Origin of the sequence: Aurantiacibacter marinus (genome assembly GCF_001021555.1) — a bacterium.
GTDB classification, from domain to species: Bacteria; Pseudomonadota; Alphaproteobacteria; order Sphingomonadales; family Sphingomonadaceae; genus Alteraurantiacibacter; species Alteraurantiacibacter marinus.
The window spans coordinates 964,549-985,908 of record NZ_LDCP01000001.1 but is presented as its reverse complement, the minus strand read 5'-3'; the positions used below and the strand labels follow the sequence as shown (position 1 = coordinate 985,908).

The following is a 21,360-nucleotide window of genomic DNA, read 5'->3' as shown; positions in this document are numbered from 1 at the left end:
ACCAACTAATCGCCAAATGTCGAAACCGGGTCCCAAACGGCGGCTTGCCACCCAGTTTCGGTCATTCAACCCTATGCTAAACGCTCGCATTCTTACTGTTGGATGACGCCAATGGGCCTCATTACTTGACAGGAACGTATGCGCAGTGCCGAATGCAAATGCTTTGGGGGGCGGTTGATTAAAATTGGTACGCCCGCCTCCTGGGCAATAGCGCTGCGATTGTCGCCGTGCACAAAATAGGGGGACTTTATGAAAAGAATACTTTTGACGGCCGTTGCTGCCATTTTGATGGGGGCTGCTTTTCCGGCTACCGTAGCAGCGCAAGATGATCCGCCATTGCAGCCCGCCGAATATGTAGAGGTTAGCGCCATCCATATCGACGACGGCCATCAAGGCGATTACGCCAATCACCTTGCAACCTTCTGGCGCAGGTCAATGGATTACCGGGTCGAGCAAGGGTGGATCAACAGCTACGAAATCCTGGCCAATGTCCACGCTCGGGAAGATGAACCCGATCTCTATCTTTTGACGCGCTTCAGCGAGTGGACGACACCCGAAGAAGGCCGGGCCAGAGGGGAAGCCATGCGGGCTCATATGGCTATGACCGTGGACGAGATGCAGCAGGCATCCGCCGGTCGCGCCGAGTATCGGACTTTGGGAAGTGAAACATTGTTACGCCGATTGGTCTGGAACGACTGACAACTGCCGTAGCCTTGGTAGGTGGGCTGGCGATTGCTTCCATGAAAGGCAACGCCAGTCCGCTTGCCACCCAATTGGTCCCATTCCATCCGCATGGGTTCCTATTAGCTGCGCAACCACCACTGTCTTCGGCATACACTCCCGCAGCAAATGGATGTAGAATCTGACGCCAAACCGTTCCAGTGGTGCAATACGCAAAGCTGCGGCTGACAGGCCGTTCAGCTGGTTGCGCGTTTGGGCAAGATTCCGTCACGCGCCTGCTTTTATGCTCGCCTGCCGACGGGCACATTTCAACTACATCCAACGGCTGAACACTTGTTTGGCCGACCTTTTCGCCAAGAGCGCCCTTTCTCAGACGGTGGGCTTCGACAGGCTCTTGCGAATCGGCATTTATTCTCCTCGAAACCGGATCATCCCGAAGTCTGGCCCTTTGCCTGTTCGCACAGCTCGCTGTAATGCATAAAGCAAGCTTGGAAGCTGAGCGCCAAATATGCATGATCTGAAGACGCAACTCGAGACTCTCACGCCAGAGAAACAAATTGAAATCTTGCTCCGGCGGCTCGGCAGGTCCGAGCAGGCTCGCCTGGATGCAGAGTCGCTGCTTGAACGGCGTGCGCGTGAGCTTGACCGGATAAACTCGGAGTTGCGCACGCGAGAAGAGATCCTTCTTGAGCGGCTTGAACTGGGCAATAGGCAATTGCTGGCGGCGCAGCGCACCGCCCGCATCGCGACCATGCATCGATCCAGAGGCGGGCAATATCAGTTTTCGCCAGAATTCGCGGTAATATTGGGCCGTGATGCACGGGAAACTGTCGGACCGGAAATGTTGGCCGATGCAGTCCATCCGCTGGATCGGAAACGGGTAGCCAGGCAAACTATCGAGTTTTTGGCCGAGGTTTCGTCCACCTTGGATCACACATACGAGCACCGCATTATCCGCAAAAGCGATCGCGAGGTGCGCTGGCTCCGCTGGACGCTGCGGCGTGAGATCGACAGCGCAAACAAGTGGCAATCGGTTTTTGGAACAGTCCAGGATATTACTGAGCAGCGTCGGACTGAGCGCAGGGTTGCCGCGCTAGGTCTAATGGCGGAACGTCGCGTCAGGAATCTAACCAAACTGACTGGCGAGCTCGAAGAAGCACAGCTGTCACAGCAAAAGACATCGGAATTTCTACGGGCCATTATGGACGCGGTTCCGCAAGGAATTGCAGTCTTCGACCCTGACCTGAAACTGGTTACGTGGAATTCGCCCTTGGCCGAAATAATAGAATTCGATGCAGCGTCTCTAAAGATTGGTCTGCCGTTCGAGGCACCCCCGGTCCTTGGGGCGGATCAACCAAGCAATGCAGTAAGCGTTCACGAGATAGAGCGTGATGACAATGGGAAGATTGTCGACAAGACCTTCGAGCGCAATCTCAAGGATGGGAGGATCATTCAGGTCAATGTGGTTGGCCCCGATGATGGCACGATGATCAGGATCTATTCTGATGTAACGCGCTACAAGCAGGTCGAGCTGGAGCTTCGGACGAAAGGAACGCAGCTGTCCGAGCGGGTTCAGCAACTGGTTACGCTTTCCGGGGAGCTTCGCCGGTCAAGGATCGAGGCTGAGACGGCGAATCGTTACAAATCCCGCTTTCTCGCCATGATGAGTCATGACATCCGCACACCCATGAACGGCATACTTGGGATGTTGGAAACTCTGGCCGACAGCAAGCTTGATACCAAGCAAGCTCGCCAATTGGAGTTGGCGAAGGAATCCGGCAAGCAGCTGAATGTCCTGCTGAACGATATCATCGAGATTGTCAGGGCAGAAGCCGGCAAACTGGATTTGCAACCGGTTCCGCTGACCCTTTCAAGGACTATTGAAGGGATCACCGAATTCTGGGGCGTAGCAAACACCAATCCTGCCATATCTCTACATTGCGAACTTGGCGGCAATCTTCCTGTCGTAGCTATGTTGGACCCGGTCCGGTTCCGGCAGCTTATCGACAATCTGTTGTCAAACGCGCTCAAATATACGGGCAAAGGACGCGTTCGCTTGCGGGCTTTCGCAGTTGATAGCAATTTGCGCATCGAGGTCGTCGATGAAGGTCCAGGCATTTCCGAAGAACAGCAAAAAGGGCTGTTCATGGATTTCAATCGGCTGCAGAACATGGAGACCACCGGAGGCCAGAGCGCCGGACTTGGCCTCGCAATCTGCAGGCGTCTTGTCGAAGCGATGGACGGGCGCATCGGCGTTTCGAGTAAGGTCGGTAAGGGAAGCACCTTCTGGTTCGAAATTCCGTTGGCAGAGGAAGGTAACGGCGGTGCCGATACGCTGCAATTAGAGGGCCCTGCACCAATTCCAATTTCACTTGGGGGATCGCACGTTCTTGTCGCAGAGGACGTCGAGACGAACCGGGAGGTAATCAAGGCGATCCTGGAGCAGATCGGGTGTACATATGATTTGGCCAGCAATGGTATAGAAGCAATCGAACTGCTGCAGGACCAAGATTTCCAGCTCGTGCTGATGGACGTCAACATGCCTGAAATGGACGGGATCGAAGCAACCCGGGCAATCAGATCATCGCAGGCCGATTATCAAGGCATACCCATTATCGGCGTTACTGCGCATGTCATGCGGGAAGAGCAGGACAAGCTGTTGGCCGCAGGTATGGATGCGTTGGTGCCCAAGCCGATCGACCGTGAAATGCTTTACGCGGCAATGCGGGATTTGCTCGGCCCGGCCACAACGCTCTCCCCATCCGTATCTTCGGAAGCGGGCGATCATGGCAGCATTCTGGATATGGAAGCGGTGTCCATGCTTCTTGAGGCCATCCCGGAAGCACGCCGAGAGGCGATCCTGTGTGCATCGATGCAGGATATTTCTCAATTGTCTGAGCAATTGGTCGCGGCGAAAAAGGCCGGTGATGCTGATGCTACGCGGCGCGCGAAGCACAGTCTGATAGGGGTTGCGGGCAATATTGGAGCGTCGCGGTTGGCAGCAGCACTAAGCGGACAAAATGATGTAGACGCGGGCACGCTTCAATCGCTGGCGGCGGAAACCTTATCGGAAATCCGCCGCGCATTCGATTTGGAGCAAGAGCAGGCCGCCGCTCAATAAGCGCCTCGCCCAGTAATGACAGCAGGCACCGTTCGCAGGAGAAGGACGATGTCATGCAGAGGATTATGCCGCTCGACGTAATCGATATCCATTTCCACCTGCTCGGCAAACGGAATCTCGGCGCGGCCGGAAACCTGCCACGTGCAAGTGATGCCCGGTTTTGCATGCAAGCGGTGCAGCGCGCGGTCCCAGTAGGCATTCACTTCCTGCGGCAGAGCAGGACGCGGGCCCACCAGAGACATATCACCCGTCAAAACATTGAAAAGCTGCGGCAATTCATCCATCGACGTACGACGTAGCAATGCTCCGACCCGAGTAATGCGCGGATCACGCCGCATCTTGAAGCACACTGAATCACGGTCCGAATGCGCCTCTAGCTGTGCGCGGACGCGTTCCGCATCGATAATCATGCTGCGGAACTTCCACACCCTGAAAGGCTTTCCGCCTTCCCCAATGCGCGTCTGGCTGAAGAAAACCGGTCCACGATCTTCCAGCTTGATGGCAAGCGCGATGACAGCAAAGATGGGCGCAAGAAGCATCAGGCCGATAAAGGTCGCCATGAAATCGCCAGCACGCTTGATAGCCGCGGTTGGCGCTACACCGGTGCGGACCTCGACGGCATGAATGCAGGCCCGCGCCAGAAATGCCGCATTCCCGATAAGATATCGCTCCGCAAGCCGGCGCGGCTCCTGCGCAAGGCGCCATACCCATTCGCAACCCATCTCACGAACCGCCTGGGGAGCGCGCGGGATGCGATTGGAATAATAATCGAAAAGGCCGCCTACACCCATCTGTACGGATGCCGCGATGCTACCGGCATGGTCGGCCAGCCAGCGTTCCTGCATCGGGACGCCAAAACCTACGAGCAGCATGTCTGCGCCGCTGCCATTGATGCGGCTGATCAGGCCCGCGGTGTCCTCCCGGCGGAAATAGCCATGCTCGGCGCCCACGATCCGCAGACCAGGATAACGGCGCATCATTTCCAGCGCCGCGCCAATTGCAACGCCGTCCTCGCCACCAAGCAGAAACAGTGTGGCACCGCGCTGCGCGGCTTCATCGCAAATGAGCGGGAAGAGATCAGTCCCATTGAGATTGTCGCGATAAGACTTACCGGCAAGCCGCGCGGCTATGCGGACACCTGATCCATCAGGAAGCAGATGGTCGCAGTTTTGAAGCGCGTCCCGGTAGGCCGCGTCCTTGGCCGCGACATTGACGCAGTGCGCATTGATAAAACCAACGGTTGCCCGTTCGCGGCGGATCGCCTTTTCCACGAGCATCCGAGCCGTGGCGACCTTGTCACCGTCAAGCAGATCGAGGCCAAAGAGGCTGGTGGTCTTCGGCTTGCTAGCAAAGCGGGAAGGCAAGGAGCGCGTTGCCCAACTGTTATGCTGGGCTGCGGCGTGTGCGGTAGAGGTATCAAACGACTGGTACATGGCAAATCCTTCCATCGGTAACGACGGAGCATTCGCAGGAAGCGTGCCAGCCTGAAAAATACGTTCATAGTCAGGTATTTACGATAATTCATGAGCTTCCAGATGGTCGACAGACCAAACGGATTCGCATTTTGCAATGCCAATCAATGCATTTCGCAATTTACCGGGGCGTTTTGCATTTTGCCAAACCTGAAATAGTCCAGGAAGGACAGAATTCTGCGGGTTAGAGCGATTGGCACGCCTCTTGAAAGGTGACTGGTGGATTGATGCCAGGAACCTTGAAATGCTTTTGCTTGAACGCCTTGAATCCATGCTGCCGGAAGGGCTGAGGCCTATCCTGCGCGGCTTGGTGGCCTACGGTCTGGCGGAAGCAGGCTCACGCATTTTGCGCGTATTCGCGATCATTGTCATCGCGCGCCAAGTTCCCCCTGCGCAAATCGGCGTGGCAGCGCTTGCTCTTGCCGTTTTCGAAATCGTCCGCGTTCTTGCCAATAGCGGTATCGGGCAGCGCATCATCGCGGCCAGCGATGCAGAGCTGCCAGGCATCTGCAATGCAGCGCACCGGCTGTTCTATATATGGTGTACGGGCGTCGCGCTGGTGCAGCTGATTGTCGCTGCGATTATCTGGCTGGCGTTTGCACAGGGTGAGATCGCCTTGATGCTGGTTGTTCTGACCGGCGTGTATGCGCTGATGCCGGGCGGTCTGGTTCGGGTATTCCTGCTGATGCGTGACGGACGGCTCGGTACGACAGCGCGCATCGGCGCGGCGCAGACCATGCTCGATCACGCTCTGTCCATGGCGCTAGCGCTCGCTTGGCCAAGTGCCTGGGCAATCGTCTTGCCCAAACTTCTGACTGCTCCGGTTTGGCTTATTCTGGTTCGCCGGGCGCGAAAATGGTCTCCCGCGCCCGGCGTCACCCCTGCCCCTGCAAGGCAGTTCATGCGCTTCGGAGCGGGCGTATTGGGCACCGAACTTGTGGTCGCTGCACGCCAGCAACTGGACAAGGTTGTGATCGGTGCGCTGCTCGGCACCGAAGCGCTCGGCTATTACTATTTCGCCTTCAACGCCGGAGTGGGGATCACCAACAGCTTTATCGCCGCACTTTCCATTGTTCTTTTTCCGCAATTGTGTTCGGAGAAGGATAATTCCAAGCGCCGCCAGCGGCTCATCCAGGCCACGATCCTGTCGCTTGTGTTGTTTGTGCCGATCATCGCGGCACAGGTTCTGCTGGCCGACATTTACGTGCCGCTGTTGTTCGGCGCGCAATGGACCTCTGTTGCACCTTTGGTGGCGATCCTTTGCCTTGCCGGCATACCTGCCATCTTCGGCGCGCTATGCACCGCGTGGCTGCGCGCCACGGGCCAGCCGGAGCGTGACGCTGCCATCGCGCTGGCCGCTTCTGCTGGCGCCTTGCTTGCCCTGTGCGGCGGTACCTCCTTCGGCCTCACCACTGCTGCATGGGCCTATGTTGCCGCGCTCTGGTTGATCCAGGTGCCTATCGCATTCGTCATACTGTTTCGCCTGCCAGGCCGAACTTCCCCAACATTTCCTCAAGCCCTGAACGGAGCAAGCTCATGATCTATGATGCCGCCCAAAACCGACCAACTTTTTCCGTGATTGTTCCGGTCTACAATGCTGCCGAAACGATTGAAGACACAATTGCTTCAATCCGCAGTCAATCGCTCGAAGATCTCGAACTGATTTTGGTCGATGATGGTTCTAGCGATGACAGCTTGCTGAAAATGCTGCGTCTGGCTGGCAGTGATCCGCGTGTCAGACTGGTCGCACAGCCGAATGGCGGCGTTTCCGCTGCGCGCAACCGCGGCGCTGCAATTGCGCAAGGTGGATTGTTGGCATTCTGCGATTCCGATGATCTTTGGCATGCGGAAAAGCTTGCCGCCCATCACGCCTACCATTTGGCGAATCCTGCACTTTCCGGAAGCTATGCGCAGATTGCCTTTGTTGAAAGGCACTGTTCCGCGTCACATCAGAAGCGCACATTGTCGAGCGTGCCTGACGGAGATCTGACACTCGCACAGATCATTGGCGAGAATCCCGTCTGCACCACATCAAACCTTGTGGTGACCCGCGCCGCATTCGAACGCATCGGGGGATTTGCCGAAGGCATGAATTATGCCGAAGATCAGGAGTGGCTGGCCCGCGCGGTGACGCAGGGGGAGAGCATCTCCGGCATTGACGAGCTTTTGGTGGGCTACCGTCTCTCGCCGGGCGGCCTCTCTGTAAATCTGGAGCAGATGTATGCCGGATGGCGCGAACTGACCGGTCTCTATGGTGCGGACCAAGATACCGCCGCTGCCGAAGCCATTTACTGCCGCTATCTTGCGCGCCGTGCCTTGCGTGGCGGCAATCCTCCTGCGGATGCCCGCCGCTACGCCTTGCGCGGCCTTTCGCTCAACCCCTCAGCCTTTCTGTCCGACATGCGCCGCGGTGGCGCGACCCTGATTGCAGCATTTGCTGCCGGGGCGATGCCTTCATCCATGCGCTTGCGCCTTTTCGCCTGAAACACACTTATCCAAGGTATATTTCCATGCATTCTCCCGAAAAAATTTCCGTCATCATGCCTGTCTACAATGTGGAAGCCTATATCGCAGAAGCGATCCAGTCCGTGCTCGACCAGACCTACGAAAACTTCGAACTGATCGTTGTTGATGATGGCGGCAGTGACAGCAGTATGGACATTGTGCGCAGCTTTCAGGATGGCCGGATCTGCATTGTCAGCCAGCCCAATCGCGGTCTGGCAGGTGCGCGAAATACCGGCATCGCCAATTCCAGCGGATCGTTTGTTGCATTGCTCGATTCCGATGATCGCTGGCACCGCGATAAACTGATGCTGCATGCGATCCACCTGCGCACAAACCGCATGGTCGACGTAAGCTATTCCGGCTCGCAAATGATCGATGCGCAAGGCAAGCCACTGGCTCTCGCGATGCGCCCCAGACTGAATGGCATATCGGCCGCACATATCCTCAAACGCAATCCCGTCGGTAACGGTTCAGCGCCGGTAATCCGCCGCACAGCGCTGGATCTGGTGCGATTTCTCCACCCTCAAGAGACGGGCCGCCCCTGCTGGTTTGATGAGAATTTTCGCCAGTCCGAGGATATTGAGCTGTGGATCCGCATGTCAGCCGGTTTCGCTTGCCGCTTCGAAGGCATTGACCCTCTTCTGACGGAATATCGCATCGTCGGCGGCGGTCTGTCGGCCAATATCGTTCGGCAGTTTGAATCCTGGCAGCGTGTCATCGATAAGGCGCGTGATTATGCTCCTGACCTGATCGCTGATCATGGCAATGCGGCTGCAGCTTATCAGCTGCGCTATCTGGCGCGGCGCGCTTTGCAGTTGGGTGATTACGGATTTGCACGGTCGCTCACGATTCAGGCGCTGCGCCGCTATCCCGGAATTCTGTTTGAAGAGCCGAAGAAGTCGCTTGTGACTGCCGCGGCAGCATTGGCGAGTGCGGTTTTGCCGCAGACCATGCTTGCCCGCATGGCGCAACGCACGCTCGGCCAGGCAGGTGCGGCATGACTTTCATGAGCTGCATTCACTTGAATACGGATTTCGCCATGGGCGGCGTCACCAAAGCGCTGAGTCTGTTCGATCACCCCGATCTGCGTGAGTTTGCCCGCAGCCGGGTCATCCCTATCGATCCGCGCAGAGTGACTGCGCCGCGCCTCGATGCTGAAATTGTGATAAACCACGCCACTCCGAACTGGGCGAGCTTGCCGTTCTATTTCATGCTCCGCCTACGTCATCGCCGATCGTATCTGGTGCATATCGAACATACTTACACAGCTTCTTGGGAAGCTGCACATGTGCCTGACACGGGCCGTTTTCGGGCGATGCTGAAGTTGATGTACGCCAATTTCGATCAAATTGTTGCGGTATCCAAAGCGCAGCGTGAATGGCTGTTATCGACTGGTGTTGTACCGGCCGCGAAGATCCGCGTCATCCATCCATGGAGCGGTACGCGCGGACTTGATAAGGTTTCTCCGCTGGAAATTGATCCCACCCAGCCTCTTAAAATCGGCGCTATCGGTCGTTTCGACGAGGCCAAGGGATTTGATACGCTGATCCGGTCGATGGGCCTGTTGCCACGAAGCAAATTCGAACTTACCCTAGCTGGCGCCGGACCGGATGAAGACCTTTTCCGCGCCTTGGCCAGGGGCGTTCCGAATGTCCGCTTCGCTGGCAAGGTGGATGACGTCGCCCGGTTCTATGAGCAATGCGATCTGATCGTTGTTCCGTCGCGCAGGGAAGCCTTCGGCCTGGTCGCCGCAGAGGCGCGCATGGCTGGGCGCGCAGTGCTCGTCAGTGATTGCGATGGCCTGCCTGAACAGGTCTTGGGTTGCGGCATCGTGGACGATTGCAGCCGCCCGGGAAGCCTTGCGCGCGCAATAGAAGAAGCTGCACGGGCCGATCTGGCCAGGATGGGACGCAAGGCACAGCTTTCCATGGCAGGTGCAGAAACCAGCCGTGTGTCAGCCTGGCTTGCCCTGTTCGTGCAGGCTCGGCGCGCACTGGGCGAATGCCAGCCGGACCTGGACACCGGCGAAACTCTTCTGGCTGCCGATTGCTAAGCCGTTTGCTCTTCGTGTCGCTATCGAGTGACGGCTCACAGGGACCTCGGTTGCGCGATGCAACCGGGGTTTTTTCCGTTTTGCAAATAGCGTGTAGTGGATCTGGCGTCAGGCCTGCGGTGCGCGCCGCATGTCAATTGCACGGGCTGAAGGCAAGCGCTTACAAGCGGTGCCAGACCATGACGGTAATCAATGCAGGTTTGCAGCTACCGATTGCCGGGCGGCGACGCCCAGAAGAGCCAGACCAGGCCAATACAGATACGCCAGTATCTCGAGGTTCTCTCCGAAGCTGTAGAATACCAATACCAGCACCATAGACAGACCGATGCGGCCAAGCGGATGGGATATGGCCAGCTTCGCCATGACCAGCGCAGCGATCAAAAGCGGAATGGCAAGTGCGAGCAAGCCGGTCACACCTTTTACGAACAGCAGTCCGTACCAGCTGTGATGGCTGCCGATGGGCATGTATTCGACCAGATGCGGACCGCTTTCAACGATACCATGCCCGAACCACGGCGCTTCGTTCTGCCAACGTTCCATTGCAATGCGGCCAAGCGCAGCGCGAACGCGGCTACTGTCTGCGCGGGCACTGCTGAAATCGCTGACGAGTTGGTCAGCGATTTCCACCAGGATAGGTGCGAGCAGCCCGAGCGCGAGGATAGCTGGAGCACCGAGCCACCAGATCCACGATTTTCCGAGGCGAGAAATCGCAAAGCTCACCGGCCAGATTAGCACGAGGGCTACCAGAGCAAGGCGCGACTGGGACAGGATAGCCATCAGCAAAGCCGCAGCAATGCCGACAAGTTTCCAACGGATGTTTTTCTCCTCGGCGGCGCAAAGTGCATGTATCACAGCGACCATCCCGGCTGCTGGCGACCAAGGCGCGAAAAACTGCCAGCGCGGTGTCCCCGCGCCAGGTTCGATCGTGTAGAGGATTGTCGCGAAGTACTCAGGCCCAGATCCGCCGAAGATCTGCAAGGGCGAAACCCAAAGCATTTCCGGCAATCCCGCATAAGGTGCGATCACGAAGATCGGCAGCACAACCAGTGTCTGGCGGCCCAATTTGCACACGGCGCGGTAAATAACTTCTGCGCGCACGTTCAAAACAGCTGCGGCAAACGGGAACAGCGCGATCAGCGCCCAGCCCTTGGCCCACCCAATTGACGATTTGATGGTTTGCCCGAAGCCAAAACCATTGGTGGCATGACCGGTCAACAAAATGACCTCCATCGCGGCCATCCCGATCAACAGCGACCATATTAATGCACCAAGCTGCAAGGGCCGTTGCGCGGCTGGCAGTGCTGGCGCTGCAAACAATTTCCATCCTGCGATCATGGCCAGAACCCAGCCGAGGGAGGGCCCCGCGATATAGAGCCCGCCCACCAGCCATAGCAGCCACGTAGCGCCGATGGTGCCAGCGATCAGGCGCTCGGCAGCAATTTGGCAAGGATCGGTTGACGAAGCCATGCGAGAGCAAATCCCATGATAATGAAAATGGATGCAGCGATTGCGCCCAGCAAGGCAATCAGAAGCGAAGGAGAGGACTGATCCGCTGGCAAGGAAGGCACTTCAAAAGTCTGGACCAACGGATAGGAAGCAAACGGGTCAGCCTTATTGGTGTCGAGCCGTGCCAGCGCGGAGGAAAACGTTGCCTCTGCTACGCGATGTTCGCGCAGCAGATCTGCAAGTTCGCTTGCCTGCACAACCAATTGCGGATTTTGCGCGTTCTGTTCGCCGATCTGGTTCCGGATTTCCGAAACGATTGCATTCGCGCCAGCGGCCATGCCTTCGGCGCCGATCAATGCTTCGAACATGCGTTCCCGGCCATCGCTGACTGAAATGTCTGCGAAACCGAGCAAGGCCTGGCTGGAAAGGCCGCTAACCGCGCCGCCACGCGATACGATCTCGCTGCGCAAGGCATCACGCTCTGCTTCCAGCTCTTCGCGTACGGCATGAGCCGTCCCCAGAGTGCCGCTCGCTTCGGTCGCTTCGGTGTTGATATCGGCATAACGATCAAGCAGCGACCGGAACACCGGGTCAGCTTTCAAACGCAGTGCGCGGCGAACGTTGGCAGGCGAAATATCGAGCACAGAGGCCAGGCGTGAGCGCACCGCGCTTTGCTGTGCCCGTCCAGCACGCGCTTCCCGCTCGCGTGCCCGCAAATTATCAACCGCACCAACGCGTGTATCGAATTGTTCAAGGCTCACGAGCCCAGTGCGGCCCTGAAATTCCAGCAAGGCCCGCTGCGTTTCCTGCACCTGCCCTTCAAGCTCTGCGATATAGTCGAGGTCCGCATCTTCGCGTCCCGCGGCTTCATCGCGCCGCAGTTCTGCCAGGATTGTCAGGAATGTCGAACGCAGCGCTTCGCCGCGCGCTTGGGCGAGTTCCGGTGTCGCGCCGGTGATGCGGATTTCGATCAGATTGGTCTGGTCCACCAGTTTGATGCTGGGTTCCGGAAACGATGCCGGATCTTCCCCAAGGCTTTCCGCTGTGCGTGTGCGCGTAGTATCCGACATCAATAGACGCTTGTAGTTCTCGGTGGGACTGAGCGACGTGCTGGCAAACGCGGAAGACGTTACCGTGGTCGCCTGGCCGACATCATTGAGATTAAGCGAGCCGCCAACGCCTGAACCGGGCAGAATCAGCGTGGTCGCGCTGGAGTATTTAGCCGGTGCGAAAACCAGATATGCAGCGGTTATGCCCCATACCAGCAGCAAAGCCGGAGCAATTGCCATGATGTAGCGGCGGTAGCGGCCAAAAGATGGCAGGCCATCGCGCACGATGTGCCACAGGCGAACCAGGCGGCGCGGCTGGTGCTCAGCCTGGGTAGTTGCTTGTTGCAACATCAGTTCGTGACCGTCTGTTCAAGAAGGATAGCCGGTGTCAGAGTACTGGCGGCGTTGGACACAAGACTGACCGCGTCACGCAAATTCATCCAGCGGCTGTCGTAACAGGCAAGCGCATCACCCGGCATGAGATAGGGATCAAAGTCATCACGATTTGCGTGACGGACCAGCTCCTCCACTTCGCGCTCGACCACCACGGATTGACCAGTCATCGGGTTGCGGCTGATCAGAACGGCGCGGCGCCCTGCATTCATGGCAGAGCCGCCAATACAATTCATCGCTACCAAACCCTGCAGGAACCGGGTGCCATACGGCAGGCTGCCGGTCCGTTCGCTGATTCCGGCGCCTGCATTGTTGTTGGCTGGGCGAGACAAGTTGGACATGTGAACGCGTATGCCTGGCTGGGTAACGACCGATGGTCGCACAAGGTTGGGATCGAAGCAGCCGGTCGACGGAACTATCAGCCGGTCACCGGGTGCCAGCAGAACATCACCCACGCTGGTGCCATCATGGCTGGCGCGCAGATCAAGCACCATCATCCGGTCATGGCGGACCAGCCCGATCTGGCGGATATCGGCATCCGGACGCACCCCGCCTGCAGCACGCAGGGCAGTGGATACGGTGCGGCCGACATTCGTATCACCATATGCAGCGCCTTCGCTCTGGCCGACGCGGTTTTCAGGAGTACGCTCGCCGGCCCGCACGCTGCCGGGATTAAATACCGCGCCGCTTACAGCGATGGAAACGCCCGCGCTTTCCAGCAGATTGATGCGCACGGCATTGCGCAGCGGGCGGACAATTTCCTGCGCCATCAATTGCGTGCGCAGACGGCTTTCAAGATCGGTCTGCGATAATCCGATGGCACTGATCCGACCAAGGCCGTTGATGCTCAGATGGCCATCGTCACCGATAACATAAACGCCGCTGACCCGGTCTGTATCGCCAAGAACGTCCAGACGAAGCCTGTCCCCCGGTGCAAGCAATAGTCCGACGGGGTTGGCCATGTTCGCTGTAGGAATGGCAGGCAGTGCTGTGGGTGTGTGGGAGCAGCCATAGGTTGCAGGCTGCGCGCGCTGCTGGGGCATCCATGCGGCACCTTCGTAATTGGCAGGAGCATGGCCCGCAACGCACCCCCCAAGCAGGGCCGCGGCAATGGCGAGGGTCAATGATGTGGCACGCATGGGACAATTCTCCGAGTGGGATTTGTCCGCTGCTTTTCAATCATCGTGCCAACTGGGTTTTCCGACAGTTTTCGGACAAATCGCGTTCTCAGATTGCCATTCTGTGCATTTTGCGACGAAAAATGTTGCAATTTGCGAAGGCTGTTTTGCATTTTGCAACAGTTTAGCGCTATGCAAATGTGCGGAATGGCAGATTGCCAAGCTTTTTGCATTTGGCACGTCTCGTGCTTGCTTAATAAGGTAGTCAAACTGCCGGAGTGTCTGATGAAGGGTGTCATTTTTACCGAGTTGGTCAATTTCATGGAAGATGCCGTGGGCGTCGTTTTTGCCGATGAAGTGCTCACAAAAGCCGATCTGCCAAACGGCGGTGCATTCACCGCCGTCGGTTCCTACCCCTCTGCTCACGCATTGAAGATGGTCGATATTGCGTCGGAAATGTCCGGTATTCCCGGAGACGAACTGTGCCGCAAATATGGCTCATTTCTGTTCGGTCGATTTCAGGTGCTGTTTCCCGATATCATGAAGCTCTACGCCACTGTCGATGCGCTGCTCGATCATGTCGGGCCGCATATTCATGAAGAAGTGCGCATTCTGTATCCCGGCGCACAGCCGCCCAGCGTTGTCACAACACGCGACGGTGATGACCTTGTCGTCACCTATGAATCGCATCGTCCCCTGGCCCATATCGCCTATGGCCTGATCGCGCAGAGCATAAAACATTACGAAGATCCGCGCATTCTGACGTGGGAAGCCAATGCAAGCGGCAACCGGGCAGTCTTCAAACTGGCGCCTCCGGCATGAGCAAAGCTGGCGCCAACATTCTGATTGTTGAAGACGCAATTTCCATCGCGCACACCTTTGCCGGTATCCTGGAAGGGGCCGGCCATCATGTGCAAATGGTCGAAACGGGCGGCGCTGCGGATGACGCAATTGCCGGGGCCGATCAACCTTTCGACATCATTCTGCTGGATTTGCAGCTTCCCGACTATGACGGGCTGGAGTGGCTTGAGGATAGACCGGGGCTGGTCGAGAAGAGCACTATCATCGTTGTGACAGCTGATGGCTCGATCAACCGCGCCATCACTGCCATGCGGCTGGGCGCCTATGATTTTCTGGTCAAACCGGTCGCACCGCCACGTTTGCTCACCACCGTTCGCAATGCATTCGAGCGGCAGGATTTGGTGGAGAAGGTCGAAACCGCGCAGAAACTGGTGGGGCGTGACACGTTTCAGGGCTTTATCGGCAAGTCACCCAGCATGCAGGTCGTTTACCGCGCAATCGAAAATGTCGCACGATCAGCCGCCACAGTTTTCATCACCGGCGAAAGCGGTACGGGCAAGGAAGTCGCCGCCGAAGCAATCCACAATTCCGGCCAGCGCGCCAGAAAGCGTTTTGTGGCCATCAACTGCGGCGCAATTCCGGAAAACCTGCTCGAATCCGAGATTTTCGGCCACGTCAAAGGCTCTTTCACAGGCGCGGTTGCCGACCGGAAGGGCGCCGCGCGGGAAGCACATGGAGGAACCCTGTTTCTCGATGAAATCTGCGAGATGGATCTGGCTCTGCAAGTTAAACTGCTGCGCTTTCTGCAAACGGGGATGGTGCAGCCGGTCGGCTCGAACCGGCCTGAAGCTGTCGATGTGCGTGTGCTATGCGCCACAAATCGCAATCCCGCTCTCGAAGTCGCAGAGGGACGCTTCCGCGAGGATTTGTTCTACCGGCTGGCAGTCATCCCTTTGGAGCTGCCGCCCTTGCGTGAAAGAGAAGGCGATATCGGGCTGATAGCGCAGACGTTTCTAGATCGCTTCGCAGCCGAGGAAGGCAAAGCGTTCGATCAATTGGCACCAGATATCCTCGCGTCGCTCCAAAGCCGGCGGTGGCCCGGCAATGTTCGTGAGCTGCAGAATACAATTCGCCGTATCGTTGTCATGAATCCCGGACCTGTTCTGGAACTGGAAACCTTCGCCAGAGATATCCCAGCCCCGCCCCCCGCACCAGTTGCAGGCTTGGCGCCTCATAATTCACAATCACGTGTTCAACACGTCCAAATCACGGACTACGCCAGTGCTCCTGCAATCGCGAACGGCAACGTTCCGATGACTCTGGCGGACGCAGAGCGACAGATTGTAGAAGCCGCAATCGAAAGAGCAGGCGGCAGCATTCCGAAGGCTGCAGTAGAGCTCGATGTAAGCCCATCAACAATTTACCGGATGCGCGGCCGGTGGAATTCGTAGATTGACCTTTGAAGGGTGGACTTCAGGTTTTTGCTGAATTTAGGCTAACCAATTCGCCGATCATGGTCGCAAAACCCGGAATACGGTAACACGCTGTTCCCTAAGGAAACAGGCCTTGTATTGCGGGGCTCACAGGTTGCATTCCTGTAAACGGAATCATGCCTTTCAGAAGTGCTTTGCGCGAGCTGCCATTCTGCCCACGACCCTACTGACGACCCGGATGGCACATCGAGTTTTGCGAGCCAGGTGTCGCCCAACAAACCAATTGCAAGTGTGCCGCGCGGTGATAGTCTTCATGCTTACATTGGGGGGACTGATGATGAAGAAGTTGGTGGCCGTTGCGGCCATGCTCGGAGCACTGTGTACCGGCACGGCAGCGCAAGCTGACATTGTTACGGATTGGGCTCAGTTCGGACGCACAATCGCAGGCGGGGACGATTCGCCTAGCTCGCCCGAGCATTTCTTTGCTCAAACGCAGCTTGCGTTAGCAATGTTTGAAGCAGCAAACGCAATTGAGCAGGAATACGAGAGCCATCTAGCGGTTCCTCCAGAGGAGGCCGCGGCGTCCGTAGAAGCGGCGGTCATGACTGCGGCGAAAGACGTCTTGCTGGCTCATTTCAGGTCGAGAACGGAAGATATTGAGCGCAGCTATGAACTTGCCTTGGCCACGCTTCCTCAGGGCGATGAAACAGAGCGGGGAATTGCGGTGGGCACACGAGCAGCTGCTGCGGCGTTAATGGCCGGAGCTGTCGATCCTGAACGCGTTGCGAGCCCTTATCGGCCATTCACGGCTCCTGGCACCTGGGTCCCTGTTCAATTGCCTGTGTTCCCCGATTGGTATGCGAATTTGCCGTTCTGGTCGCTTGAAGATCCGGAATCCTACATGCCGCCTCCGCCGCCCGAATTGAGCAGCGAAGTCTGGGCGCGCGATTTTGATGAAGTCAGACGGCTTGGCGGAAGAGAGAGCACGGAAAGGACATCCATTCAAAGCCGCATCGCCAGGTACCGGATCACACCGATCATCATGCCTACACTTGAAGCGATCGCGGACATGCCCGGTCGAAGCACTACGGCGAATGCGCGAATGGTTGCGCTGCTTTACATGGCAACAGACGATACTGGTGTAATTACCGGTCTGGCAAAGCTGCGGAATAACTTTTGGCGGCCGATTACTGCCATCCGGAACGCGGACATGGACGGAAATCCGGAAACGGAAATGGACCCCAACTGGGAGCCCTATATTCGTACACCCAACCATCCTGAGTATCCTTGCGCGCACTGCAGCTGGGCTTCGGCGGCTGCAGAGGTATTGAAGGCGGAAGTCGGTGACGCACCTCCTGGTGGAGTGCAAGTTGGCTCGCGGTCTCTCGACTATGCGGTTGTGCAGGTGCTGCCTACTTTTGACCAGTGGGTGGAGGAAGTCTCATTTTCACGGATTGTTGGCGGCGTTCATTATCGTTTTTCCAACGATGCCGCCGAAGATATCGGGAGGACGGTTGCGGCAGAAACATTGAAGCTGATGCCGCCGCGGCAATAGTCCAATAGGAACGCTTCCCAGATGCAGGCGGTCACAGGTTTTAGTCCTGTAGGCGGCACCGTCCCTTTCACCAGAGACAAACCAAGCTTTCGGCTGAAAAGCCGTCAGGATAGCCGCCGGTTTTGGTCCTGTTTGGTCGATTTGGGCAAAACTACCTTACTCCTGGGAAGGAGCATGGAGCGGAATAGAAGAGGTACATTTCTTCTACAGCTTGCGCCAGGAAGCGCAGAAGTCGTTACGCTATAATTCCTCTGCAGCAGCGATAAACCGCAGAGCGAGAAGTTCCGCCGCGCGCCTGATCGCCGCGCGATCTGTCTCGTCACCGACCGCATATGTGTACGCCGGTATGTTGTATCGTTCGAAAAACCAGTTCTTGGCCGTGCCCGATCCAGGGTTGGCGTTGCGCCGCTCTATTGTGAACGGATAGCCAGGGATTGCTTGCCCTTGCCCGCCGAACGATTACGACAAAAACCGCTCCCGTGCTTCGTTTGCCTCGTCTTCCGCCTGCACATAAAACAGGTTTCGCTGAGTTGAATGGAAATCGATCATGGCGATCGGTCGTATGCAAGGCGGAAAGGCTTCTGTTCTCACTGACGGCCTTCAACACTTGCCTGATGGCAAATCGAAGCCGTCGGGAACGGCCACCCGTGGAAACCAATTCGAAAGTTCGGGCCTGCAGATTCGGCAGTGGGAGCACATTTTCCTTCGACATTACCGTTCCGGCTGGTGCACATGGAGGACAATAGCGTCGGCCAAGAGGTGGAGAACGGTCTGGGAATGGCAAGACATTGGCTTTTACTGGCAAGTGCGTTCGGGCTCACCGCCTGTGCAACGATGCCGACTTCGAATGCGACGCTCGCTCCGAGGTTCGCGCCGGATTGCCAGGCGATTGGCAGCTTTCTCTCAAGTGCGGTCGGCGAAGGCCGGGTGGTCGGGGCATCTGCCTTGGTCTGGCAGGACGGACGCGAGGTTTGTTTCGAGAACGCGGGTTTGTCGTCGCGCGAAGATAACCGTCCATTTGCGCGCGATACGCTCGTACAGATTTTTTCCATGACCAAGCCTGTAACCGGCGTCGCGCTGTTGCAGTTGTGGGAGCAGGGTAAATTCGGGCTCGACGATCCACTCTATTGGCATCTTCCCGAATATGAATATCTGCAGGTAGCAACCGCAATCGGAAGCGATGGCAATCTTGTGCTGCGCGATCCATTGCGCCCGCCAACTGTCCGTGACGTCATGCGCCATACGGCTGGCTTCACCTATGGTGATTCAGGTGAGCCGGCAGACAACGTCTGGAATCGGCTGGAACCGCTGTCAGCAGACAATACCCTCGCCGAATTTTCCGAGAGGATGGCGCAAGTGCCGCTTCTTGCAGATCCTGGTACCCGCTGGATCTATTCGGCCGGCGTTGATGTTCAGGCACGGCTCGTCGAAGTCTTATCCGGCATGGCGTTTGACGACTACGTGGCCGAAAACATTTTTACGCCGCTACGCATGACCGACAGCGCCTGGGAACGCGACCGTGCGGATATTGACCGGCTGGCTCGCATTTACATCGCCGACGAGCACGGCTCCTTGAACCCGATGCCGCGCGAAGAATGGCTCACGCCGAATTTCTACGGGAAGCCGATGACAATGGGCGGCGCTGGCATCGTTACCACGGTGGACGATTACATGCGTTTCGCCCGCATGCTCTTGAATGAAGGCGAACTGGATGGACGCCGGATTCTGCAACCGGCGACGATCCTGCTTATGGCCACAGACATGCTCGACCCACGCATATCCATGGAAGATCGCATGTGGCTGCCGAGTAAGGGGGCAGGAGGCTTCGGATTAAACGTTTTCGTGCGCAATTCGCCGCCCATGTCGGCGGAAGAAAACAGGGGAACGGTCGACGAATTTTTTTGGGATGGCTTGCCGTCGATGCTGTTCTGGGTGGACCCTAGACAGGACATGGCAGTCGTTTTTGCAACGCAAAAAGTCCCGTTCGACAATGCAATGCATCACGATTTTCGCGATGCTGTCTATGGCGCAGAATATTCAGGTGTCCCGCCGGAATAAGCGTACGCAGACGCCAATGGGGCCAACCTGCTTTGTGTTCCCGCTCCCATCGTTGCTAATCTTGGTTCCATTGGCCGAGCGCCAGGCACCCAGTCATTGACGGCAAACGGATCGTTGGCAGACCATCCGCTTCAAGAAGGTCAAAGCCGCAAATCCGCCACTCGGCTAATCCAACAGGAAGTCCCTGACTGCCTGAACGAATTGCGCCGAGGCAGGCTCCCTACCCAAGAGCAGGTGATTGCTGCTGTTGACGCTACAAAATCGCGCATCCGGTATCTGCGAGGCCATGTTAACACCGACACCAAGGGGAATTCGCTGATCTCGCTGTGAATGCACTACCAGCGTCGGGCATTTAACCTTTGCCAGGCTGTGTCTGACATCGAGTGTCGAAAAGGCCTCGAGGAACCGTACCGCATTGCCAGGCGATGTCGTGAGCCGCTGGAACTCGTCGAACCATGACAGTTCCTCTACCGTCGCATCCGGCATGAAACTTTGAGAGAACATATTGCGATACACGGGATTGTCCCGGCCCCAACCCGTTTCGGTAAGCACCATCACGGCTTCGCGTTCCCGGACCTCTTCTTCGTTCGCCGTATGCCGCCAACCGCAGGGATAGCCTCCAAAAAGTACAAGCTTGCTTACTCGCTCCGGATAACGCGCTGCAAATTCGATGGACACCGCAGCACCCTGACTGATTCCGAGCAAAGGAAATCTGTCGAGACCCGAGGCATCGGCAACCAGCTTCAGATCGTCGACAAAGCTTTCGAAATCGATGTCAGGGACATCCCAATCAGAAAGGCCACAACCACGCTCATCGTAACGCACCAGATGAAAGGTTTCGGCTAGCTGCCGAAAAAGAGGGCTCCAGATTGGCGCTTCCCAGTCCAGTTCCAGATGATTGAGCCAATTCGCAGCTTTGATAAGCGGAGGGTTATTCTTGTCGCCGACACGTGCCCAGGCAATGGATGCCTTGTCCTTCGCCTGGACAAAGCGGATTGACTGCCGGGGTGCGGCGGCCTTCATTGCCAAGCCGACATTCGGCACCGGACCGGCAGCAGTGTGCCCCTCCTTGGAAAACTCCGGCGGAGTTAGTCCTGCTTCGCGAAAACTCCGCTGCAGGTCTGCCTGCAACTGATCAGCCTGGGCTTCCATTCCAATCGCGCGTTTCGAAGCGACAGCGTTCTCCGCCGCTTCGTGGTCGAAAGGAGCTTCGGTCAGCCATCGCTCGGCCCACCTGTCACTATCGATGGTCGAAAACTGGTTCGCCAAGGCTGCGCGCTTCGCGATTTCGAAGCGCAATCTAGAAAGTTCGTTCCGCTGCTGGCCAAGCCAAATCATGAATTCAGGCTGGTTCGAAAGTTCGCAATCTTCCAGCATCTCACTGTCAGACATTTCCCATGCTTTCGCCAGATCATCGGGAGCGGCAGCCGGGTCTCGAACGGTTTCCCGAACTGCCAAATAGTCCACTTGGATGCCTTGAAGTTCGAGCCTCACGCCTTGCCGATCAGCCAATAGCCTCTCGGTATCTTCGGAATTCAAGACCGTACGCAACTTGCTGAGCGACCAGCGAAGCGATGCGCGCGGATCATCCGGAAGTTCCCAGAACATATCGCATAACGCAGACCTCGTGTGTGAACCCGGTTCAATAGCCAGATATGCGATAAGAGCTCGCGAT

15 protein-coding genes are annotated in these 21,360 nt (G+C 57.2%); 10 read left to right on the top strand and 5 right to left on the bottom strand.

Annotated elements, in window-relative coordinates; all coding sequences use genetic code 11:
• Positions 1-249: 249 nt before the first annotated feature.
• Both AB731_RS04715 and AB731_RS13600 read left to right on the top strand, forming a co-directional pair.
• Positions 250-699 (top strand): hypothetical protein, encoded by a 450-nt coding sequence (locus tag AB731_RS04715; RefSeq protein ID WP_047092216.1) that lies wholly within the window; start codon positions 250-252, stop codon positions 697-699.
• A gap of 490 nt (positions 700-1,189) precedes the next feature.
• A complete protein-coding gene (locus tag AB731_RS13600) occupies positions 1,190-3,802 on the top strand; it encodes a PAS domain-containing hybrid sensor histidine kinase/response regulator (protein WP_052768834.1) in 2,613 nt (870 codons plus the stop codon).
• Here the strand turns inward: AB731_RS13600 and AB731_RS04705 are convergent.
• Positions 3,796-5,235, bottom strand: coding sequence for a WecB/TagA/CpsF family glycosyltransferase (locus AB731_RS04705; RefSeq protein WP_047093026.1), 1,440 nt, complete (start codon positions 5,233-5,235; stop codon positions 3,796-3,798). The genes AB731_RS13600 and AB731_RS04705 overlap by 7 nt on opposite strands.
• Positions 5,236-5,518: 283 nt before the next feature.
• Here AB731_RS04705 and AB731_RS04700 point away from each other — a divergent pair, with 283 nt between their 5' ends.
• From AB731_RS04700 to AB731_RS04685, 4 genes are read left to right on the top strand one after another with little or no spacing between them, the layout of a single operon-like run.
• The gene (locus AB731_RS04700; protein ID WP_156167365.1) at positions 5,519-6,814 is read left to right on the top strand and encodes an oligosaccharide flippase family protein; all 1,296 of its coding nucleotides are present in this window, start codon (positions 5,519-5,521) and stop codon (positions 6,812-6,814) included.
• Entirely contained in the window at positions 6,811-7,758 is a 948-nt protein-coding gene (locus AB731_RS04695) for a glycosyltransferase family 2 protein (RefSeq protein ID WP_047092217.1), read from the top strand. Before AB731_RS04700 ends, AB731_RS04695 begins: the two co-directional genes overlap by 4 nt.
• A gap of 26 nt (positions 7,759-7,784) precedes the next feature.
• A complete protein-coding gene (locus AB731_RS04690; protein WP_082126339.1) occupies positions 7,785-8,780 on the top strand; it encodes a glycosyltransferase in 996 nt (331 codons plus the stop codon).
• Complete coding sequence (locus AB731_RS04685) at positions 8,777-9,832, top strand: glycosyltransferase (RefSeq protein ID WP_047092218.1); 1,056 nt, start codon at positions 8,777-8,779, stop codon at positions 9,830-9,832. Before AB731_RS04690 ends, AB731_RS04685 begins: the two co-directional genes overlap by 4 nt.
• A 189-nt stretch (positions 9,833-10,021) precedes the next feature.
• Here AB731_RS04685 and AB731_RS04680 read toward each other — a convergent pair whose 3' ends face one another.
• From AB731_RS04680 to AB731_RS04670, 3 genes are read right to left on the bottom strand one after another with little or no spacing between them, the layout of a single operon-like run.
• A complete protein-coding gene (locus AB731_RS04680; protein ID WP_047092219.1) occupies positions 10,022-11,299 on the bottom strand; it encodes an O-antigen ligase family protein in 1,278 nt (425 codons plus the stop codon).
• The gene (locus tag AB731_RS14400; RefSeq protein ID WP_047092220.1) at positions 11,254-12,678 is read right to left on the bottom strand and encodes a GumC family protein; all 1,425 of its coding nucleotides are present in this window, start codon (positions 12,676-12,678) and stop codon (positions 11,254-11,256) included. The genes AB731_RS04680 and AB731_RS14400 overlap by 46 nt, the downstream gene beginning before the upstream one ends.
• Positions 12,678-13,859: a polysaccharide biosynthesis/export family protein gene (locus AB731_RS04670; protein WP_047092221.1), complete on the bottom strand. Its 1,182-nt coding sequence runs from the start codon at positions 13,857-13,859 to the stop codon at positions 12,678-12,680. The genes AB731_RS14400 and AB731_RS04670 overlap by 1 nt, the downstream gene beginning before the upstream one ends.
• Before the next feature lie 264 nt (positions 13,860-14,123).
• Between AB731_RS04670 and AB731_RS04665 the strand changes: the two genes are divergently transcribed.
• The 4 genes from AB731_RS04665 (at position 14,124) to AB731_RS04650 (ending at position 19,685) form a co-directional block, all read left to right on the top strand.
• Entirely contained in the window at positions 14,124-14,660 is a 537-nt protein-coding gene (locus tag AB731_RS04665) for a heme NO-binding domain-containing protein (RefSeq protein WP_047092223.1), read from the top strand.
• On the top strand, positions 14,657-16,090 hold the full coding sequence (locus AB731_RS04660; protein ID WP_173425729.1) for a sigma-54-dependent transcriptional regulator: 1,434 nt from the start codon (positions 14,657-14,659) through the stop codon (positions 16,088-16,090). Before AB731_RS04665 ends, AB731_RS04660 begins: the two co-directional genes overlap by 4 nt.
• 316 nt (positions 16,091-16,406) lie before the next feature.
• Positions 16,407-17,627, top strand: a complete 1,221-nt coding sequence (locus AB731_RS04655) for a vanadium-dependent haloperoxidase (protein ID WP_156167364.1) — start codon at positions 16,407-16,409, stop codon at positions 17,625-17,627.
• 834 nt (positions 17,628-18,461) lie between these two features.
• The gene (locus AB731_RS04650; RefSeq protein ID WP_197076213.1) at positions 18,462-19,685 is read left to right on the top strand and encodes a serine hydrolase domain-containing protein; all 1,224 of its coding nucleotides are present in this window, start codon (positions 18,462-18,464) and stop codon (positions 19,683-19,685) included.
• A 165-nt stretch (positions 19,686-19,850) separates the two neighbouring features.
• Here the strand turns inward: AB731_RS04650 and AB731_RS04645 are convergent, their stop codons facing one another.
• On the bottom strand, positions 19,851-21,293 hold the full coding sequence (locus tag AB731_RS04645; protein ID WP_156167363.1) for an alpha/beta hydrolase: 1,443 nt from the start codon (positions 21,291-21,293) through the stop codon (positions 19,851-19,853).
• Positions 21,294-21,360 lie beyond the last annotated feature (67 nt).

Excerpts from the sequence above, each read along its gene's own strand:
- AB731_RS04695 (WP_047092217.1), top strand. The coding sequence starts at position 6,811 with ATGATCTATGATGCCGCCCAAAACCGACCAACTTTTTCCGTGATTGTT.
- AB731_RS13600 (WP_052768834.1), top strand. The coding sequence starts at position 1,190 with ATGCATGATCTGAAGACGCAACTCGAGACTCTCACGCCAGAGAAACAA.
- AB731_RS14400 (WP_047092220.1), bottom strand. The coding sequence starts at position 12,678 with ATGTTGCAACAAGCAACTACCCAGGCTGAGCACCAGCCGCGCCGCCTG.
- AB731_RS04650 (WP_197076213.1), top strand. The coding sequence starts at position 18,462 with ATGCCGACTTCGAATGCGACGCTCGCTCCGAGGTTCGCGCCGGATTGC.
- AB731_RS04660 (WP_173425729.1), top strand. The coding sequence starts at position 14,657 with ATGAGCAAAGCTGGCGCCAACATTCTGATTGTTGAAGACGCAATTTCC.
- AB731_RS04645 (WP_156167363.1), bottom strand. The coding sequence starts at position 21,293 with ATGTTCTGGGAACTTCCGGATGATCCGCGCGCATCGCTTCGCTGGTCG.
- AB731_RS04700 (WP_156167365.1), top strand. The coding sequence starts at position 5,519 with ATGCTTTTGCTTGAACGCCTTGAATCCATGCTGCCGGAAGGGCTGAGG.
- AB731_RS04715 (WP_047092216.1), top strand. The coding sequence starts at position 250 with ATGAAAAGAATACTTTTGACGGCCGTTGCTGCCATTTTGATGGGGGCT.
- AB731_RS04685 (WP_047092218.1), top strand. The coding sequence starts at position 8,777 with ATGACTTTCATGAGCTGCATTCACTTGAATACGGATTTCGCCATGGGC.
- AB731_RS04670 (WP_047092221.1), bottom strand. The coding sequence starts at position 13,859 with ATGCGTGCCACATCATTGACCCTCGCCATTGCCGCGGCCCTGCTTGGG.
- AB731_RS04690 (WP_082126339.1), top strand. The coding sequence starts at position 7,785 with ATGCATTCTCCCGAAAAAATTTCCGTCATCATGCCTGTCTACAATGTG.
- AB731_RS04705 (WP_047093026.1), bottom strand. The coding sequence starts at position 5,235 with ATGTACCAGTCGTTTGATACCTCTACCGCACACGCCGCAGCCCAGCAT.
- AB731_RS04680 (WP_047092219.1), bottom strand. The coding sequence starts at position 11,299 with ATGGCTTCGTCAACCGATCCTTGCCAAATTGCTGCCGAGCGCCTGATC.
- AB731_RS04665 (WP_047092223.1), top strand. The coding sequence starts at position 14,124 with ATGAAGGGTGTCATTTTTACCGAGTTGGTCAATTTCATGGAAGATGCC.
- AB731_RS04655 (WP_156167364.1), top strand. The coding sequence starts at position 16,407 with ATGATGAAGAAGTTGGTGGCCGTTGCGGCCATGCTCGGAGCACTGTGT.